Source organism: Shewanella spartinae (assembly GCF_019457555.1).
Classification (GTDB): Bacteria; Pseudomonadota; Gammaproteobacteria; order Enterobacterales; family Shewanellaceae; genus Shewanella; species Shewanella loihica.
Genome location: NZ_CP080418.1, coordinates 2958838 through 2976183 on the forward strand (window position 1 = coordinate 2958838; position 17346 = coordinate 2976183).

Sequence of the window (17346 nt, forward strand, 5' to 3'; positions counted from 1 at the left end):
TTAGATGGTTCCACTTGTCTATCACGCCAGCTATTCTCAGCTGGCGTTACCCCACCACCACAGATTTCCCATCACTAAATACCAGGCGCTCTATCAATACCTATTGGATAGACAGATAGTCGACCCGACCGCATTTCACTCCCCCGAGGCGGTCAGCCTAGAGTGGCTGAAATCTATCCATTGTCCCGACTATGTCATGCAGTTTATCGAGCGGCGTCTGCCCGACAAGGCGGTGCGTCGATTGGGATTTCCCCTTAGCGAGCGGCTGACCGAGCGCACGCTCTATTCTGTCGGCGGCAGCCATCTTGCCTGTGAGCTGGCGGTTAGACATGGCGTTGCCCTGCAACTGAGCGGCGGTTATCACCACGCCCACTATCAATTTGGCAGCGGCTACTGCGTATTTAACGACCTGATCTCCGCCGCCCTGCATGCCCAGAGCCTGGCGGGCATAGAGACAGTACTCATCTTCGACTGTGACGTACATCAGGGCGACGGTACCGCCGCCATGGGCCAGAGCTATGAAAATCTCTACACCTGCTCCATTCACTGCCAGGAAAACTTCCCCGCCCGCAAACAGACCTCAGATCTCGATCTGGAGTTGAGCCGCGGTGTCGGTGATGAGGAATATCTCGAGGCTGTCGCTCAAACCTTAGCGCTCGCTATTCGCCTCTATCGACCGGATCTGATTATTTATGATGCCGGGGTCGATGTGCATCAGGATGACAGGCTAGGCCACCTCAATATCACCACAGAAGGGATCAACCAAAGGGACAAGCAAGTATTATCGATAGCAAAGGCGGCCGGCATTCCCATCGCCTGCGTCGTCGGCGGGGGTTATAGCAAGGAGATAGAGGTGCTCGCAGAGCGCCACGCGCAAGTTTTTATTGCCGCTCATGCCATATGGTAGCAAACTAGATTATGCTTAGTTAAACCATAATGAAGCCTGAGGGAGAGACCTATGCAACTGGAAATTCGCAATTATTACGAAGTACTGTTGATGGAGTTACTGTCTGATGAAGGATTATTTGACGAGCTACCCGAAGACTATCTTGCCGATCTCTGCTGCGTGACCCTAAACCAACTGCCGGTGCGCTATATACGTCATCTGGTGGATACCTATTTCTTCGAAGACTACAACGAACTCAAACAGATGAAGGAAGAGATCCAGACCGCACTGGAAAAATCGCGCGCCTTCTTAAAGTCAAAACTGCCGGAAGAGCAGATTCAGGCGGAGTAGCCCAGGGGAAAGCCAGATAATCCTGGTGCATTGCCGTCATATGTACATGCAGCAGCTTCCAATCTGTCTCTGGTGCGAGTGACTTTCTGATTTCCCTCTTGCCTAAAGTACCTTGCTGAGACTCAGGCACGACAATTCTTGCATACCAAATGTCTGATGTCCTTGCGTGGACGAGATCGAAACAGATAAGGAGGATTTTTAGATAGACTATTTATCATCGAGTGTACCACCAAGTGTATCACCTGGGGTATTTCTGAGTTAACTCGTTGATAATAGTTGGGATTGGAGGTTCCCCTAGAGCCAACACCCCGGCACATGAGTCGCCTGCTGCGGTTGCTCCCTTCCGGGCCTGGCCGAGTTCACAAGTTATCATTGCGGGGGGACCCTAGGGTCACCATAGATTCTTAAGCAATTAAATCCTTAAGACGGCGTGCATTATCTACTATGGCAGCCCGGCAATCAAGTCAATAACCGAGAGTAATCGCCAGAATAGGCCCAACTGCCCATTCTATAAACAAAAGCCCGCGAGTGCGGGCCAAATTCCATCGACGTTCAGGGTGTCTACAGGGCCAATATCGCCTTGTTCTGTTCGATCACCTTAGGGCCGATACCCTTTACCTGAGTTAATTCTTCAATGCTGTTGAATTTACCGTGAGCATCTCGGTACTCGACTATGGCCAACGCCTTAGCTTCACCAATCCCCTTGAGCTGAGTCAGCTCCTGGGCGCTTGCGGTATTGATATTAACCTGGCTTAGGCTCGCCTGGGCCGTGTCGGCAGGTATCGAAACCTGTTCGGCAGCCAGCGCGGGAAAGAGGGAAAATGACGCTACGACGAACGCAGCTAAAAGTAGGTTCTTCATTGGGGCTCTCCTTAAATATCCTTATGCTGTTCATGGCCAACAATCCATTTTCCTCGGCCACCTCGAAAACATAGAACAGCTTCAAAAATTTCGCCAATTCGTGACCGACAAACATACCGCGCCGACCGCTACGAGAGGTGGATCACAAAATAAATTATATTAATTTATTTCAGTCTGTTATTAATTAGCACCCCGTTACCCAGCCGCCGTAAAAAAAATTGATCGTCAGACGTCACCACTGCGTGACCTACACGCCAAACAGCCACAAAAAAGCGATCTGAATCACACTGGAAAAAGTATGAAATGTAGTTTTGCCACAGAAAAAATTTAGTTGCGCCCCGCAATCGCTAGGCTAGTGTAGAGCGCCAAAATAATAATTAAGGAACCCCGATGTCCCTCGACACCACACAAGAGGCGCTCGCCGCGCCGCCAAAGCAGGCAGCCCAAACCAACTTGCCGATTCTGTTTGGCGATATAGTGCTGTTCGCCTTGCTCTATAACTTCCTGCCTTTCGAGCCAGGGGTGAATACCGGCATCGCTATTCTCGTCTTCGCCGCCGTACTCTGGCTGACCGAAGCGATTCACATCAGCGTCACCGCCATACTGATCCCTATCATGGGCGTCTTGCTAGGGGTTTTTGAAACCAAGGCGGCGATGAGCAACTTCGCCAACCCTATCATCTATCTCTTCTTCGGTGGCTTCGTGCTGGCTGCGGCCCTCAACCATCAGGGCATTGATAGACGCATCGCCCAAAAGGTATTGACCGCCTCCAAGGGCAAACTCAGCATCGCCTGCATGTTGCTGTTTGGGATCACAGCGCTACTCTCCATGTGGATCAGCAACACGGCCACGGCGGCCATGATGCTGCCTCTGGCCCTTGGGATCCTCAGGCAACTGGATTTCAAGGAGCACAGAAGCACCTATCTCTTCATGCTGCTGGGCATCGCCTACTCGGCCAACATTGGCGGCATAGGCACCCTGGTGGGCAGCCCGCCGAACGCGATCGCCGCAGCCCAGGTCGGCCTGAGTTTCGCCGACTGGCTAGAGTTTGGTCTGCTTACCGTAGCACTCATGCTGCCTAGCATGTTGATTGCTCTCTATATCTACCTAAAACCCAACCTCAATGTGGTGTGTGAGATCCCCAAGAGCAACGAACATCTCGCCCTGCAGGGTAAACTCACCTTGCTTATCTTCCTTACCACTGTGTGCTGTTGGATCTTCAGCAAGCCTATCTCCACCGCACTGGGGGGAATTAAGCAGTTCGATACCATAGTGGCACTGGGTTCAGTCGTCATGCTAGCCGGGCTTGGCCTGGTCGACTGGAAGAAGATTGAGAAAACCACAGACTGGGGCGTGTTGATCCTCTTCGGTGGCGGCCTCACGCTCAGCGCCATCCTCAAAACCACGGGCACCAGCGTCTTCCTGGCCCACTGGGTCACCGACATCTTCGGCAATACCCATATGGCGCTGTTTACCTTTGCGGTGATCTTCTTTGTGGTGATGCTTACCGAATTTGCCAGTAACACCGCCAGCGCCGCCCTCCTGGTGCCTGTGTTTGCCGCCATCGCCGAGGCGCTAGGCTTGTCACCCGTAATGCTCTCTGTGCTTATAGGTATCGCCGCGTCCTGCGCCTTCATGTTGCCAGTGGCCACACCGCCAAACGCCATCGTTTACGGCTCTGGCTTTATCAAGCAATCTGAGATGATGCGCGCCGGGGTGATCATCAACTTCATCAGTATGTTGGCGCTCTATGTGATCGCCCATCTGTTCTGGACCATCTAAAAACACAAAAGCCTGCAACTGCAGGCTTTTTTATTCGTCCGATTTAACCGCTCACATAAGGCTCAAGACTCTAGGCAATAGCACTCGATCTAAGCCTCGAAGGCTTGGGCCAGATCGGCAATAATATCCTCGCTATCTTCAAGGCCCAGAGAGATCCTCAGTAGGGTATCGCCTATGCCGGCATCCATTCTCGCCTCTGGCGAATAGGGGGAATGCGTCATCGAGGCGGGATGCTGGATCAAAGACTCTGCGTCCCCCAGGCTGACCGCAATCTTAAACAGCTTGAGCCTATTAGCGAACGCCTTGGCAGTGTCGAAGCTGCCTTTAAGTTCGAAGGCTACCACGCCGCCTGCCCGGCGCATCTGTTTACCCAGCAAGGCATGCCCAGAATGTCCCTTGAGGCCAGGATAATAGACTCTGGCCACCTTAGGATGCTGCTCAAGATATGCGGCGACCCGCTCGGCGTTATCGCAATGGCGCGCAAGTCTCACATCTAAGGTCTTAAGCCCTCTTAGGATCAACCAGGCATCGTGGGGCGAGATCACCCCGCCGATATCCTTAAGCACCTCGAGTTTCACCTTAGTGATCATCTCTTCTGTTCCGCAAACGATACCGGCGATCACGTCGCCATGACCGTTGAGATACTTAGTCGCACTGTGGATCACCATGTCGATCCCCATACTCAGCGGGCGCTGCAACAGCGGCGTCATGAAGGTGTTATCGACGATACTCACCAGCTGATGCTCCTTGGCCAGCGCCGCGATAGCCTCAAGATCATAGACATCCAGATGTGGATTAACAGGCGTCTCGCAAAACAGCGCCTTAGTGTTGGGGCGAATGGCCTGAGCTATGTTGGCCACCTCGCAGAAATCCACCAGGGTCACCTCGATGCCGAAGCGCTTAAACTGCTCCGTCATCAGGGCAAAGGTACAGCCATAGACAGCCTTGGAAGCGACCAGGTGGTCGCCTTGACTTAGATTGGTCAGCAGGGCCGCAGATACCGCCGCCATGCCGGATGCGGTCGCGGCTGCGGCTTCGCTGCCTTCCAGCACTGCCATCTTACGTTCTAGCTCTGCCGTGGTGGGATTACCAAGGCGAGTGTAAATATAGCCTTGTTGTTCGCCGGCAAAGCAATCACCGCCCTGCTCGACTGTCTCAAAGGTAAAGGTGGCGCTTTGCACCAAAGGGGATACCAAGGCGCCATGCTGATTGGCCTCATGCCCAGCATGGATCACCTGAGTGGCAAGTTTCCATTTATCTTGCATACACTTTCTCCGTCATACTCGCTGCGTATTATTGTTGGCTTATATTTATTGGTTTAGCGTGGCAGCGATGCATTAACTTGCCCAGTTTCGGGACGCTGAGTAAACCTGTCTCGAGAAATTATCTCCTATTTGGATGTAAAATCTTTGTTACGAACAGTCGTTTTACCTAAGACGCTAATGGAGAAGTCTTTCAACTCGCCAAGCAGGGCCGTGTGTATCTTACTCAACTTAGGTCGGGAGTCTGGGGTAAACACCACGGGGCGGCACAGTCGCATGGTCTGATAGCCCAGACGCGCCGTGAGCAGCCCGCCACCCAGCCCCTGGGCCAGTCTGGCGGAGATCTTGCCTGACATCTCCAGCGAAAACAGCTGAGCTCCGATATCGGTGACAATCTCGCTGGTGCCGGCATAGATGATGTTAGTGATCACCGACCGGATAAGCTTGATGCGGCTCCAGTAACCCAGTTCTATGCCGTAGCAGCGCGCCAGCTCAGCTATCATCTTCTGATTGCGCCAGAGTATGATCGCCATATCCAGCACGGCGATAGGACTGGCCGCCAACAGGAGTGCCGATTCGCTGGCATAGCGATGCACCAGCTTCTTCGCCTTGGCATCGACCTGTGGCAGCACGCTGCTCTCGAACAGTATCAGGCGTTCGGCGTCGTTATGCTCCTCGTGCACCAGGCGATAATAACTATTGGTGTCAATATCTTCTGGTAGGTTTGAGATGAGTCTGTCGATAAACTTGTCCGCCTCGCCCCTCTGCATGCTCTGAGATAAGCGCTCACTCACCGCCTGGGCCTCTTCTACCGCGCGTAGTCTGCGCAGTTGGCGCCACTCCTTCACGCCTAGAGTGATAGCCCAAAGACTCACGATGGCGGTCACGCTACCATAGAGACCAAACAGCCAAGGGCTCTGAGCCCACGCTTCCCTTAGGGTCAACCCGAGCTCCACCAGCAGAATGCTGCCAATCCCGAGCAAGGACGCCTTGGCAAGCCATGACCATGAGCGTCGACGCGCGCCAGATGGCGACCTGCTAACGATGCCGTCAAGCTCAGGTACCAGTGCCTGGAGCGCCGCTTCGCCGAGCTCGCCTCTCTCGGCATCCTCGAACACCACCTGGTCATCGAAGCGCTCTGCCGCCTTGAGCTCGGTGACGCTTAACGCCTGCTTTGGCTCGAACACTTGCTTCTTTTCAATCTGCATATCGGCTTTACTCATAACGCTTTTCGGTGCCCTCTTTGCGATGCATGCTTTCTAACAGCTAGCTTTCTAACTGCTAGCTCTCTACACCCAAGTGCCCGATTTAACTCAGCTTGTCGCCGAGCAAAAACTGCAACAGGTGATCCAGGCGTATATGCTCAAACTGCGCCTGATGGCCAGACTCGGCCAGTTGCGGCGGGGCGAAATCGACAAACTCAAATCCTTGCTTTCGCCAGAAATCGCCACTAGGTAAGTGAGTGGGGACTTCGCCGGGGAACATAGTCACCTCTTGGTTTGAGGCAAGCTCAATCCCCTTCACCACCTCGACCGATTTCCCCTGGCTCTGCACCATGCCGTGCTGAGTCGCCTTGATGGCACTGATCGCCATCACCTCGACTTCACAGCCTTCAAACTGGGCATGTTGCTGACTGCGTTTCACCAGATGAGACAAGAGCGACAACACATTGCCCTGCTGATCCCGGGTGATGTGATCGACCTTGCTGGCGGCAAACAAGAGCTTGTCAATCCGCGGGGCAAACAAGCGTCTCAACAGATTCGATTGCCCGAAATGAAAACTCTCCATGATGGCATCGAGCGCCCCCGTCATATCATCAAACTGCGCCTTGCCGCGATTGAGCGGCGTCAGGCAGTCGACCAGCACCAGCTGGCGGTCGAACTTGGCAAAATAGTCACGATAGAAGGGCTTTACCACCTGGCTAACATAGCTGTGGTAGCGCTGCTTCAATACCTGATAGTAGGAGTGCTTTGGACTCTCTTCGGCGGCGTCCAGCTCGGCCTCGCTCAGATGTAGCAACGGAAAGAAGGCCAGGATGGGGGTATCGGCAAGCTCCCCTGGCAGCAACATGCGCCCTGGCTGAGCATGGTAGAAGCCTTGCTCCTCGACAAGATCCACCAGCAGCGCCTGATAAAGCCCAGCGATCTGCTTTAACATGAGCTCATCGGCACTTTGCTTGAGGTCCAGCTCCCGACAGGCCGCTACGAACGCCTGATAATGGGCGCTCTGAGACAACACGGCATCGCGGCGCGCCTGCACCTGGCACCAGGCCTTGAAACTCAGCTTGAGCATAGGCAGATCCAGCAGCCACTCGCCGGGGTAATCCACTATGTCCAAATAAAGCGTCGCGCTGTCGGTAAATTTCGCCCTGAAGCCTGCCGAAGGCTGATAGCGAATGGCCAGGCGCAGCTCGCTGATGGTGCGGGTCGATTGTGGCCAGGCAGGCTGCTCGCCACACAAGGCGCTCATGGCGCCCTCATAGTCGAAACTCGCGATGGTCAGATCCGGCTGTAGCGCACGTTTCACCCCGTGTAGGCGCTCCTCACGGGAGACCTGCAGCAGCGACAACGCATTGTGGCGCTGACCGACACCGGCATGCAGCAGTTGATTGACCAGTCCGGTAATGAAGGCGGTTTTGCCCGCGCCCGATAAGCCTGTCACCGCCAGACGAACATGATTGTCCGTGGTGCGTTTAACCAGTGACTTGGAGTGATGGCCGAGTTGACGAAGTGAGCGGTTAAATGAATTCATCATTTGATTTTACTATTGGCTAAGGGCTTTATGGCTAAGAGCGTTACGGTTAAGGGCTTCTTATCTTAATACGGCTAAGGGCGGTATACACCGCCCATTGAAAGGATTTAAAGATTGTTGATCTGCTGTTTAAGATCGAAGCTATCTGAGGTGACGTGCCTTTCAAGATGCTGCAACCTGAGTTCTAAATCGCGGAACTGGTTGTTGACGTCTCTTAAGGCGGCCTTAGCTGGCTCTCCTGCCTGCCATACCTTCTTCTTCACCTCGATCTCCTTGTGTTGTTGCTTGTTCTTTGCGCTGCCGGGTTTGATATCCAAGATCATCCAGAGTAGTACGTAGATGATAAGAATTACCCCCGATCCCCCAAGCAAAAATATCGATGCGGCGACCACTCTGACCAACCAGGTTTCGAAGTTGAAGTAATCCGCGATCCCTGCGCATACTCCAGCTATCTTGCCTGACTCGGGGATTCGATATAAGGGTCGTCCCTTAGATTCGCTCATCTCGATTCCTCCACTGCGGGGCCTCGCTATCTAAAATCGCTTCCAATGTCTCTATGCGTTGGGCCATTTTATCAGCTTTGCCGATTAGCTCATTCAGCTGAGCATACTCTTCTTCAGTGAGTCCCTGGCTCACTTGGCGTTTGCTACGATAGTGCAGTATCAGCCAGATGGGCGCCACCACTACCATAAAGATAATAATTGGGGCTATTAATAAATCCAAATCCATAACTCACCTCAGAATTGTTGTTATTTAGTCTGTTTCTTGGCTTTCGCTGCTTTTACCTTAGCCTTCAGGGCTTCTAGCTCTGCACTAACGGCATCTTCAGCTTCCAGCGCGGCGAATTCATCGTTCAGTGTCTTCTGGTTACCCAGATCATAGGCTTCCACCTGAGATTCAAGACCTTCGACACGACGCTCATACTGCTCGAATCGGCTCATGGCATTGTCAATCTTGCTAGAGTCCAACTGACGCTTCACCTCAAGACGCGAAGACGCAGTCTGCTTACGCATAATGATAGTCTTCTGACGTGCCTTGGCATCGGCCAATTTCTCTTGCAGCAGGTTCACTTCCTCTTTCAGGCGTGCGATCTGCTCTTCGACAACCACTAGCTCTTGCTCTAGGGTGCTTGCCAGCTCACTGGCCTTTTGCTTTTCAAGCAGAGCGGCCTTGGCCAGATCTTCACGGTCTTTCGACAGTGCCAGTTCCGCCTTGTCCTGCCAATCCTGAACCTGCTCCTGCACCTTAGCGATACGACGAATGATCTCTTTCTTCTCTGCCAGTACCTTGGCTGAGGTAGAACGAACTTCTACTAACGTATCTTCCATCTCTTGGATGATCAGGCGAACCATTTTTTCTGGATCTTCTGCTTTATCGAGTAATGCGCTGATATTCGAGTTAATAATATCTGCAAAGCGAGAGAAAATTCCCATAATACTGTCCTCAAATTTATGTTGGTTTCGCCTAGATTAATACATTAAGTGTGCCAACTTAACTATACCGATTAAAAACAATCAGTTAAACATATTCATAACTTTTTCTTTATTTTAATTCACAGGGCACATATTATAATTTTCACCAATAATTAGCGTGAAAGACTAAAAAATAAAGTGGCCAATCAATTTCAACAAGACAACCTCATAGGTCAGTCGAACGCTCTACTGGAAGTCCTTGAGCACGTTTCAAAAATTGCACCCTTATCTAAGCCAGTCTTAATTATTGGCGAGCGCGGAACCGGTAAAGAGTTGATCGCCGAGCGCCTACATTATCTCTCCAAGCGCTGGGATCAAAGCTTTATTAAGCTAAATTGTTCATCTCTCAGTGAAAACCTATTAGAGAGCGAGCTATTTGGCCACGATGCAGGCGCCTTCACCGGCGCCAACAAGAAGCATGAAGGACGGTTCGAGCGCGCCGATGGCGGCACTCTGTTTTTAGACGAGCTCGCCAACACCTCTGGGTTGATCCAAGAGAAGTTACTGCGCGTCATCGAATATGGCGAATTTGAACGTGTGGGGGGCAGCAAGACGGTACAGACGGATGTGCGCCTGGTGTGCGCCGCCAACGAAGATCTTCCCTCACTGGCCGAAGCCGGCGAATTTAGGGCCGACCTACTCGACCGCCTGGCGTTTGATGTGATCACCCTGCCGCCTCTGCGTCATCGCCCAGAAGATATCATGCCCCTGGCCGAATATTTCGCCATCGGCATGGCCCGCCAGCTTAAACAGCCACAATTTGACGGCTTTAGCCGAAATGCCATCGACCAATTACTGGATTATCACTGGCCGGGTAATATCCGTGAGTTGAAGAACGTGGTCGAGCGCGCCGTCTATCGCAATACGGATCAGGAAGAGCCGATCGACAGCATCATCATTGACCCTTTCGCCTCACCGTATCGGCCGACCAACCGCGTCAAGACCAAGTCCCGTCAGGTGCAGAGTGAGGCGGTCGTTGAACAGGAGAGCCCAGCGACGCCCGCTACCGAATCAACAAGTAAGGCTAACGGCCTAGATATCAGCTTCCCATTGGACTTTAAAGAGCACTGCGAGCAGCAGGAGATCATGCTGCTTAAGAAGGCGCTGGAATCGGGGCAATACAACCAGAAGAAGACGGCGGAGCTACTTGGACTCAGCTACCATCAACTGAGAGGCATCTTAAAAAAGTACAACTTACTGGATAAATAAGCGCACCTGGGGCAGATGATGTTTGCCCCTAACTCCAGACCACTGTTAAAATAAACCCCTTCATTCAAATAACTATTACATCTGCTGATGAAAGAGCTACTCAAACGTCTCACGTTAGGTTCGGCGTTTTGTTGTATCGTGCCACTGCTGTCGGCCTGTGGACCGACGCGAGTGCCCTCGGGATTGGTCTATTGCTCTGAAGGCAACCCTGAGTCCTTCAACCCCCAATTGGTCACCTCTGGGACCACAGTCGATGCGACCTCACAGCAGCTTTACGACGGTCTGGTGGATTACGACGCCAGAACCGGTGAGATGACCCCGTCTCTCGCCACCTCCTGGCACCTGAGCGATGACGAGAAAGTCTACACCTTCGAGCTACGCCAGGGCGTGCAATTTCATCGCTCCGACATCTTTACCCCGAGTCGCAACTTTAATGCCGACGATGTGCTCTTCTCTTTCAACCGCATCATAGATACCGACAATCCCTATCACTTTGTCTCTAAAAGCGGTTATCCCTTCTTCCAGAGTATCGGCTTTGCCGAGCTTATCGACGACATAGAGAAGATAGATGACTACCATGTCGCCTTTCATCTCAAGCACAAGGATGCCTCTTTCCTCTCTAACCTGGCGACAGGCTTTGCGGTGATCCTCTCTAAAGAATATGCCGACCAACTACAGCGCACGGGCCAGGAAGAGTTGCTGGACAAACTGGCCATAGGGACCGGGCCATTCAGGCTGATCGATTACGTCAAGAACGACTTTATTCGTTACTACCGCAACCCCTACTATTGGCGCCTGACCCCAGAGGTCGACCAGCTGGTGTTTGATATCACGCCAAAGAGCACTACCCGCCTAGCTAAGCTTATCACCGGCGACTGTAACGTCTCGGCCCTGCCTAAGGCCGGTGAACTGCCGGTGGTGATCGAGAAAGAAGATCTCGAGGTGGAGTCGCTCCCCGGATTTAACGTCGCCTTCTGGGCCTTTAATACCGAGCGGATCCCCTTTAACGATGTCAGGGTGCGCCGCGCACTGGCCCACGCCATAGACAAAGAGAACATCCTCAGAGCCGTGTACCAGAAGACGGCCGAAGAGGCGGTGGGCCTGCTGCCACCACTCTCCTGGGCCTATTCGGCCAACGAGAAGATGATCGATTACAACCCAGAGAAAGCCCGCGAGCTACTCGACGAGGCTGGAGTGAAAAACCTCACTATAGATATCTGGGCCATGCCGGTCGCCCGTATCTACAACCCCAACGCCCATAAGACAGCCGAGCTTATCCAGGCGGACCTGGCCAACATTGGCGTTAAGGTCAATATCGTCAACTACGACTGGAGCGTCTTCAATCAGAAGCTGAGCCAGCATGGTTACGACTCGGTGCTCATCGGCTGGAACGCCGACAACAGCGACCCCGACAACTTCTTTACCCCCATTTTAAGCTGCGCCTCGGTGGGCTCAAACAGTAACCGTTCGCGCTGGTGCGACCCCGCCTTCGACCATATCCTCAACGCGGCCAAGTCCACCACAGACAGAGAGAAGCGAGCGCGTCTCTATCAAGAGGCTGAGCAGTATGTAGCCGAACAGGTACCTATGCTGCCCTTCGCCCACGCAACCCGCATGGTAGTGAAACAAAAATCGGTGACCGAGGCTAAGCTGACCCCCTTTGGCGGCATCTCCTTCACCAAGACGTCCGCCCAGCCTCGCCTTGCCAGCGACAACAAGGAGAGTAACTGATGGCCAGATACCTGATCCGTAGGTTAAATCTTTTCTTGGCGACCTCACTGGTGCTTTTCCTGGTGATGTTTATCGCCACCGGAAAGTTTCCCGTCGCTCACACCTTTGCATTAACCGGCCTGCAATCACCAACTGCCCAGGACCTGACGCAAATAGCGCAAGATTATCAACTCGATAGCTCACAGGCACATCAGTTTCTCGCCTACCTGCAGCAGCGCCTGTCGGGCAACCTCGGCATATCGGCCACCTCACAGAATCCGGTGATCGACGAGCTCACCGCCGTGCTGCCCGCCAGTTTCGAGCTGGGGATTGTCGCCGGACTGATCGCCCTGGTATTGGGCCTGCCGCTGGGAGTGCTTGCCTCCTTGAGCAAACATAAGATCACCCAGCACACCATCATGGCGATCACCCTGACAGGTTACTCCATTCCCGTGTTCTGGCTCGGCCTGTCGTTGTCGCTCTGGTTTGGTGTGCAGCTGGGCTGGCTGCCGATTTCGGGGCAGATTAATCTGCTGTATGACATACGCCCGGTCACCGGCTTTCTGCTGATCGATACCCTGCTGTCGGACTCGCAATACGCCACCTCGGCCTTTATCGACGCCCTGCTGCATATCATCTTACCGGCGGTGACCCTGGCGGTACTGCCTTTTACCGTGGTGGTGCGTATCACCCGCGCGGCGATGATATCCATCATGGATCAGACCTATATCAAGGCCGCCGAGGCCCGTGGCCTTCACACCAGCATCATAGTGCTGCGCCACGCATTGCCGAACGCCTTTATTCCCGTGCTGAAAAACCTCGGCCTCATGCTGGGCGCCTTCGCCAGCTATGCTATGGTGGTGGAGGTGATCTTTAGTTGGCCTGGCGTGGGCGCCTGGCTGGTCTCCGGGATTTACCAACGGGATTATACTGTGATACAGGGCGGGATCCTCGCCGTCGCCTTAATCATCATCTTCTTAAGCATTCTTATCGAGGTGATCCATACGGCAATGAACCCCCTCAGCAGGAAAGAGCTCTATGCCGCAAATTAAAATCTATCAGGAAGATCATATCCCCTCGCCCCTGAGCCGGATCTGGTCCGCCTTTACCGACAACCCGTTCGCCTTCGCCGGGCTCTGGGCCGTCTGCTGTCTGCTGCTTTTGGCTCTATTTGGCCCGCTTATCGCCCCCTATAGCCCTGAGCATCAAGATCCCTTGGCGCTGCTGCTCGCGCCCTCCTGGGAGCCCACTGGCACGGTAGAGCACTTCCTAGGCACAGACGACCTGGGCCGCGACATCTTCAGCCGTCTGCTCCATGGCGCCCACCTCACCTTCGGTATGGCGCTGGCAATCGTTATCACCGCCCTGCTGCTGGGTTTCATCATAGGCTCCATCTCGGGCATGATGAAGGGCCTCAAGTCGAGTATCTTGAGCCACCTGCTAGACGCCCTGTTATCTATCCCCTCGCTGCTGATGGCGATTCTAGTGGTGGCGGTCACAGGACCAGGGCTTGGCAACGTCTTCTGGGCCGTGGGCATCGCCCTCACCCCGCAGTTTGTACGCGCCATTCATCAGGCGGTGCACGAAGAGTTACAGAAAGAGTATGTCACCGCCGCCAGACTCGATGGTGCCAACAGCCTACAGATCTTCTGGTATGTGATCCTACCAAACGTCATGGATACCATGATCATTCAGACCACCTTAGGGATCTCGGCCGCTATCTTGGATATCGCCGCACTGGGCTTCCTTAACCTAGGGGCTCAGGCCCCTAGCCCAGAATGGGGCGCCATGGTGTCTCAGGGGTTGGACAACCTGCTCACCGCTCCTTGGACGGTCACCATTCCCGGCGTCGCCATTCTCTGTAGCGTGCTAGCCATTAACCTGGTGGGAGACGGACTGCGTTCGGCCCTCTCGCCGATTCGCTCCTAACGAGACGCTGCTATGCCATTACTGGACATTAGAAACCTCACCATAGAACTGGATACGCCCCACGGCCGCGTAAAAGCCCTGGAGCGTGTGAGCCTTACCCTCAATCCGGGCGAGGTTCACGGCCTAGTGGGCGAGTCGGGCTCCGGCCGCACCCTGCTGGCCAAGGCCATCCTGGGGATCCCGGGACACAATTGGACAATTCAGGCGGATCGCATGATGTGGGATGGCCAGAACCTGATGGACATGTCGCCCAGCGAGCGACGTGTACTCATGGGGAGCGAGATGGCGATGATCTTTCAAGATCCCATCAGTAGCTTAGACCCGGCCATAGCCGTCGGCACCCAGATCATCGAGGCGATGCCGGAAAACAAGGAACTCCCCTGGTGGAAACGCGGCAGCGATAAGCGCAAGAAGGCTCAGCAGTGGCTGCATAAGGTAGGTATCAAAGAGACCCAGAAGATCATGTCCAGCTACGCCTGGGAGCTCTCCGACGGTGAGTGCCAAAAGGTGATGATCGCCATCGCCGTGGCCAACCAGCCCAGGCTGCTGATTGCCGACGAGCCCACCAACTCGATGGAGGTACGCACTCAGGCACAGATCTTCCGTCTACTGAGTAAACTCAATCAGCTACAAAACGTATCTATCCTATTGATTAGTCATGAATTAGAGACGCTTTCACAGTGGTGTGACCGCCTAACCGTGATGTACAGCGGTCAGGTGATGGAATCGGGAGTGGCCAGCGATGTTATCGCCAATCCCTATCACCCTTACACCAAGGCGCTGTTGGATAACATTCCCGATTATTCCAATCCCGAGCACCACAAGACCATGATGCAGACGTTGCCAGGCTCTGCGCCGGCGCTACAGCATCTGCCCATAGGGTGCCGACTCGGCCCCCGCTGCCCCCAAGCACAGAAGCTCTGCGTCAACCAGCCAAGCCTGTGTCACCAGAAAGATCGCTATTTTGCCTGTCATTTCCCTTATCACAATGAGCCATGCCATGAAGAGCCCCTTACTAAAAGTTAATCGACTCAGTAAAACCTTTTTCGCCGGCTATAAGGGCTTTAAGCGCCAGTATAATCATGCCCTCGAGCCCATCTCCTTCGAGCTTAATCGCGGCGAGACCCTGGCGATCGTGGGCGAGACAGGCTCGGGCAAGAGCACCCTGGCGCGTATCTTGGTGGGCGCCGAGCAGCGCACCGATGGCGAGATCTTATTTGAGGGCGAAGCGCTGGAAAGCCGCAACCTGAAGCAGCGTTGCAGGCTCATTCGGATGATTTTCCAGGACCCCAACACCTCGCTCAACCCGCGCTTGACTGTGGGTGAGCTGCTGGATGAGCCCTTAAGGTTCAATACGGATCTGGACAAGCAGGCGCGCTTCGCTCAGGTAGTGGATACCCTGCGCAAGGTTGGCCTGCTGCCCGAGCACGCCGACTTCTACCCTCACATGATCTCAGAGGGGATGAAACAGCGGGTAGCGGTAGCCAGGGCCTTGATGTTAAACCCAAAAATCATCATCGCCGACGAGGCATTAACGGCGCTGGATCTCTCGGTTCGCTCGCAGATTCTGAACCTGCTGCTCAAGCTGCAGCAGGAGATGGGACTCTCCTATATCTTCGTGTCCCACAACATGAATATCATTCGCCATTTCAGCGATAAGATCATGGTATTGCACCAGGGCAAGATGGTGGAAAAAGCCACCACAGAGAAGCTGTTTAACGCCCCCGAGCATGAATACACCCAGCGGCTTATTCAGGAACAGACCATGTTTTCCTACAAGCGTTAAACTGCTCCAACCACTGGAACATTAACGTCTTATTATTAAAAAAGGTGTGCCATTTCAGCGTGGTTTAATTATCCTTATGGCACTTTTTCAAGAGAAGCAGAAACATGATAATCAAACCCAAAACACGTGGCTTTATTTGTACCACCACTCATCCGGTTGGCTGTGAAGCAAATGTACTAGAGCAAATCAACATCACTAAGGCAAAAGGCCCTGTCGCCAACGGCCCTAAGAAAGTATTAGTGATCGGCTCTTCAAGTGGCTATGGTCTATCTTCGCGCATTGCGGCAGCCTTTGGCAGCGGCGCGGCAACCCTCGGCGTCTTTTTTGAAAAACCAGGTACCGAGACTAAGCCTGGTACGGCAGGCTGGTATAACTCAGCGGCCTTCGACAAGTTTGCAAAGCAAGACGGCCTCTATTCTAAGAGCCTTAACTGTGATGCCTTCAGCCATGAAGCCAAGCAGAAAGCTATCGATCTGATCAAGCAAGATCTGGGTCAGGTAGACATGGTCGTCTACTCACTGGCCTCTCCGGTAAGAAAACTGCCTGACAGCGGCGAGCTGATTCGCTCTTCACTGAAGCCGATTGGCGAGACATACAAGTCTACCGCGGTTGATACCAACAAAGATCTGATCATCGAAACCAGCGTAGAGCCGGCCACAGAGCAAGAGATTGAAGATACTGTTACCGTCATGGGCGGTCAGGATTGGGAACTGTGGATCAATGCCCTGGCCGAGGCTGGCGTGCTGACTCCAGATTGTAAGACAGTTGCCTACAGCTACATAGGCACAGAGTTGACCTGGCCTATCTACTGGCACGGTGCCCTGGGCAAGGCCAAGATGGACCTTGACCGCGCCGCGCACGCACTCAACGACAAGCTATCGGCCACAGGTGGCAGCGCCAACGTTGCCGTGCTCAAGAGTGTGGTTACTCAGGCAAGTTCGGCCATCCCGGTAATGCCACTCTACATCGCCATGGTATTTAAGAAGATGCGCGAAGAGGGTCTGCACGAGGGCTGTCAGGAGCAGATCAACCGTATGTTCCACGAGCGCCTCTACCGCGCCGACGGTGCAGCACCGGCAGTCGATGATGCTAACCGCCTGCGTCTGGACGACTGGGAGCTTCGTGACGAAATTCAGCAGCACTGCCGCGACCTATGGCCGACCATCACCACAGATAACCTCAGCGAACTCACCGACTACCGTGAGTACAAGGAAGAGTTCCTCAAGCTGTTCGGCTTCGGTATCGAGTCTGTAGACTATGACGCCGATGTGAACCCTGAGGTGAACTTCGACGTCGAGCAGTTCTAAACCGCTCGCTCATCGATAAAAAGCCACGGCCATTGCCGTG

The 17346-nt window shown here is 53.7% G+C and carries 17 protein-coding genes and 1 other RNA gene; 10 read left to right on the top strand and 8 right to left on the bottom strand.

Translation table 11 applies throughout. The annotated features are described in order from the left end of the window. Positions 1–4: 4 nt before the first annotated feature. Positions 5–907, top strand: coding sequence for a histone deacetylase family protein (locus K0I31_RS12960; protein WP_220078655.1), 903 nt, complete (start codon positions 5–7; stop codon positions 905–907). A 51-nt stretch (positions 908–958) separates the two neighbouring features. Next, a complete protein-coding gene (locus K0I31_RS12965; RefSeq protein WP_144200513.1) occupies positions 959–1237 on the top strand; it encodes a late competence development ComFB family protein in 279 nt (92 codons plus the stop codon). Between the two features lie 291 nt (positions 1238–1528). Here the strand turns inward: K0I31_RS12965 and ffs are convergent. Both ffs and K0I31_RS12975 read right to left on the bottom strand, forming a co-directional pair. Next, positions 1529–1626, bottom strand: an RNA gene (gene ffs / locus K0I31_RS12970) — signal recognition particle sRNA small type. A gap of 172 nt (positions 1627–1798) precedes the next feature. Next, positions 1799–2098 (bottom strand): ComEA family DNA-binding protein, encoded by a 300-nt coding sequence (locus K0I31_RS12975; RefSeq protein WP_220042842.1) that lies wholly within the window; start codon positions 2096–2098, stop codon positions 1799–1801. A gap of 390 nt (positions 2099–2488) precedes the next feature. Here K0I31_RS12975 and K0I31_RS12980 point away from each other — a divergent pair, with 390 nt between their 5' ends. Next, the gene (locus K0I31_RS12980; protein ID WP_144200510.1) at positions 2489–3880 is read left to right on the top strand and encodes a DASS family sodium-coupled anion symporter; all 1392 of its coding nucleotides are present in this window, start codon (positions 2489–2491) and stop codon (positions 3878–3880) included. 89 nt (positions 3881–3969) lie between these two features. Here K0I31_RS12980 and megL read toward each other — a convergent pair whose 3' ends face one another. The 6 genes from megL to pspA all read right to left on the bottom strand — a co-directional run bounded on the left by megL (position 3970) and on the right by pspA (position 9326). Next, positions 3970–5145: a methionine gamma-lyase gene (gene megL, locus K0I31_RS12985; RefSeq protein WP_220078656.1), complete on the bottom strand. Its 1176-nt coding sequence runs from the start codon at positions 5143–5145 to the stop codon at positions 3970–3972. A gap of 125 nt (positions 5146–5270) precedes the next feature. Further along, positions 5271–6365 carry a TIGR01620 family protein gene (locus K0I31_RS12990; protein ID WP_220078657.1) on the bottom strand — a complete coding sequence of 365 codons (1095 nt, stop codon included), beginning with the start codon at positions 6363–6365 and terminating at the stop codon, positions 5271–5273. A gap of 85 nt (positions 6366–6450) precedes the next feature. Beyond that, positions 6451–7893, bottom strand: a complete 1443-nt coding sequence (locus K0I31_RS12995) for a YcjX family GTP-binding protein (protein ID WP_220080847.1) — start codon at positions 7891–7893, stop codon at positions 6451–6453. 107 nt (positions 7894–8000) lie between these two features. Beyond that, positions 8001–8396, bottom strand: coding sequence for an envelope stress response membrane protein PspC (pspC, locus tag K0I31_RS13000; RefSeq protein ID WP_144200503.1), 396 nt, complete (start codon positions 8394–8396; stop codon positions 8001–8003). Then, a complete protein-coding gene (pspB, locus tag K0I31_RS13005) occupies positions 8383–8622 on the bottom strand; it encodes an envelope stress response membrane protein PspB (protein ID WP_011866292.1) in 240 nt (79 codons plus the stop codon). The genes pspC and pspB overlap by 14 nt, the downstream gene beginning before the upstream one ends. Before the next feature lie 20 nt (positions 8623–8642). Next, positions 8643–9326 carry a phage shock protein PspA gene (pspA, locus tag K0I31_RS13010; RefSeq protein WP_011866293.1) on the bottom strand — a complete coding sequence of 228 codons (684 nt, stop codon included), beginning with the start codon at positions 9324–9326 and terminating at the stop codon, positions 8643–8645. Positions 9327–9503: 177 nt separating this feature from the next. Here pspA and pspF point away from each other — a divergent pair, with 177 nt between their 5' ends. The 7 genes from pspF (at position 9504) to fabV (ending at position 17306) form a co-directional block, all read left to right on the top strand. Continuing rightward, positions 9504–10574, top strand: a complete 1071-nt coding sequence (pspF, locus tag K0I31_RS13015; protein ID WP_220078658.1) for a phage shock protein operon transcriptional activator — start codon at positions 9504–9506, stop codon at positions 10572–10574. An 87-nt stretch (positions 10575–10661) separates the two neighbouring features. Further along, positions 10662–12305, top strand: coding sequence for an ABC transporter substrate-binding protein (locus K0I31_RS13020; protein WP_220078659.1), 1644 nt, complete (start codon positions 10662–10664; stop codon positions 12303–12305). After that, positions 12305–13336: an ABC transporter permease subunit gene (locus K0I31_RS13025; RefSeq protein WP_220078660.1), complete on the top strand. Its 1032-nt coding sequence runs from the start codon at positions 12305–12307 to the stop codon at positions 13334–13336. The genes K0I31_RS13020 and K0I31_RS13025 overlap by 1 nt, the downstream gene beginning before the upstream one ends. Beyond that, on the top strand, positions 13323–14213 hold the full coding sequence (locus tag K0I31_RS13030) for an ABC transporter permease subunit (RefSeq protein WP_220071820.1): 891 nt from the start codon (positions 13323–13325) through the stop codon (positions 14211–14213). Before K0I31_RS13025 ends, K0I31_RS13030 begins: the two co-directional genes overlap by 14 nt. Positions 14214–14225: 12 nt before the next feature. Further along, a complete protein-coding gene (locus K0I31_RS13035; RefSeq protein WP_220078661.1) occupies positions 14226–15239 on the top strand; it encodes a peptide ABC transporter ATP-binding protein in 1014 nt (337 codons plus the stop codon). Further along, complete coding sequence (locus K0I31_RS13040) at positions 15214–15999, top strand: peptide ABC transporter ATP-binding protein (protein ID WP_011866299.1); 786 nt, start codon at positions 15214–15216, stop codon at positions 15997–15999. Before K0I31_RS13035 ends, K0I31_RS13040 begins: the two co-directional genes overlap by 26 nt. Positions 16000–16103: 104 nt before the next feature. Beyond that, positions 16104–17306: an enoyl-ACP reductase FabV gene (fabV, locus tag K0I31_RS13045; protein WP_220078662.1), complete on the top strand. Its 1203-nt coding sequence runs from the start codon at positions 16104–16106 to the stop codon at positions 17304–17306. Positions 17307–17346: the final 40 nt, after the last annotated feature.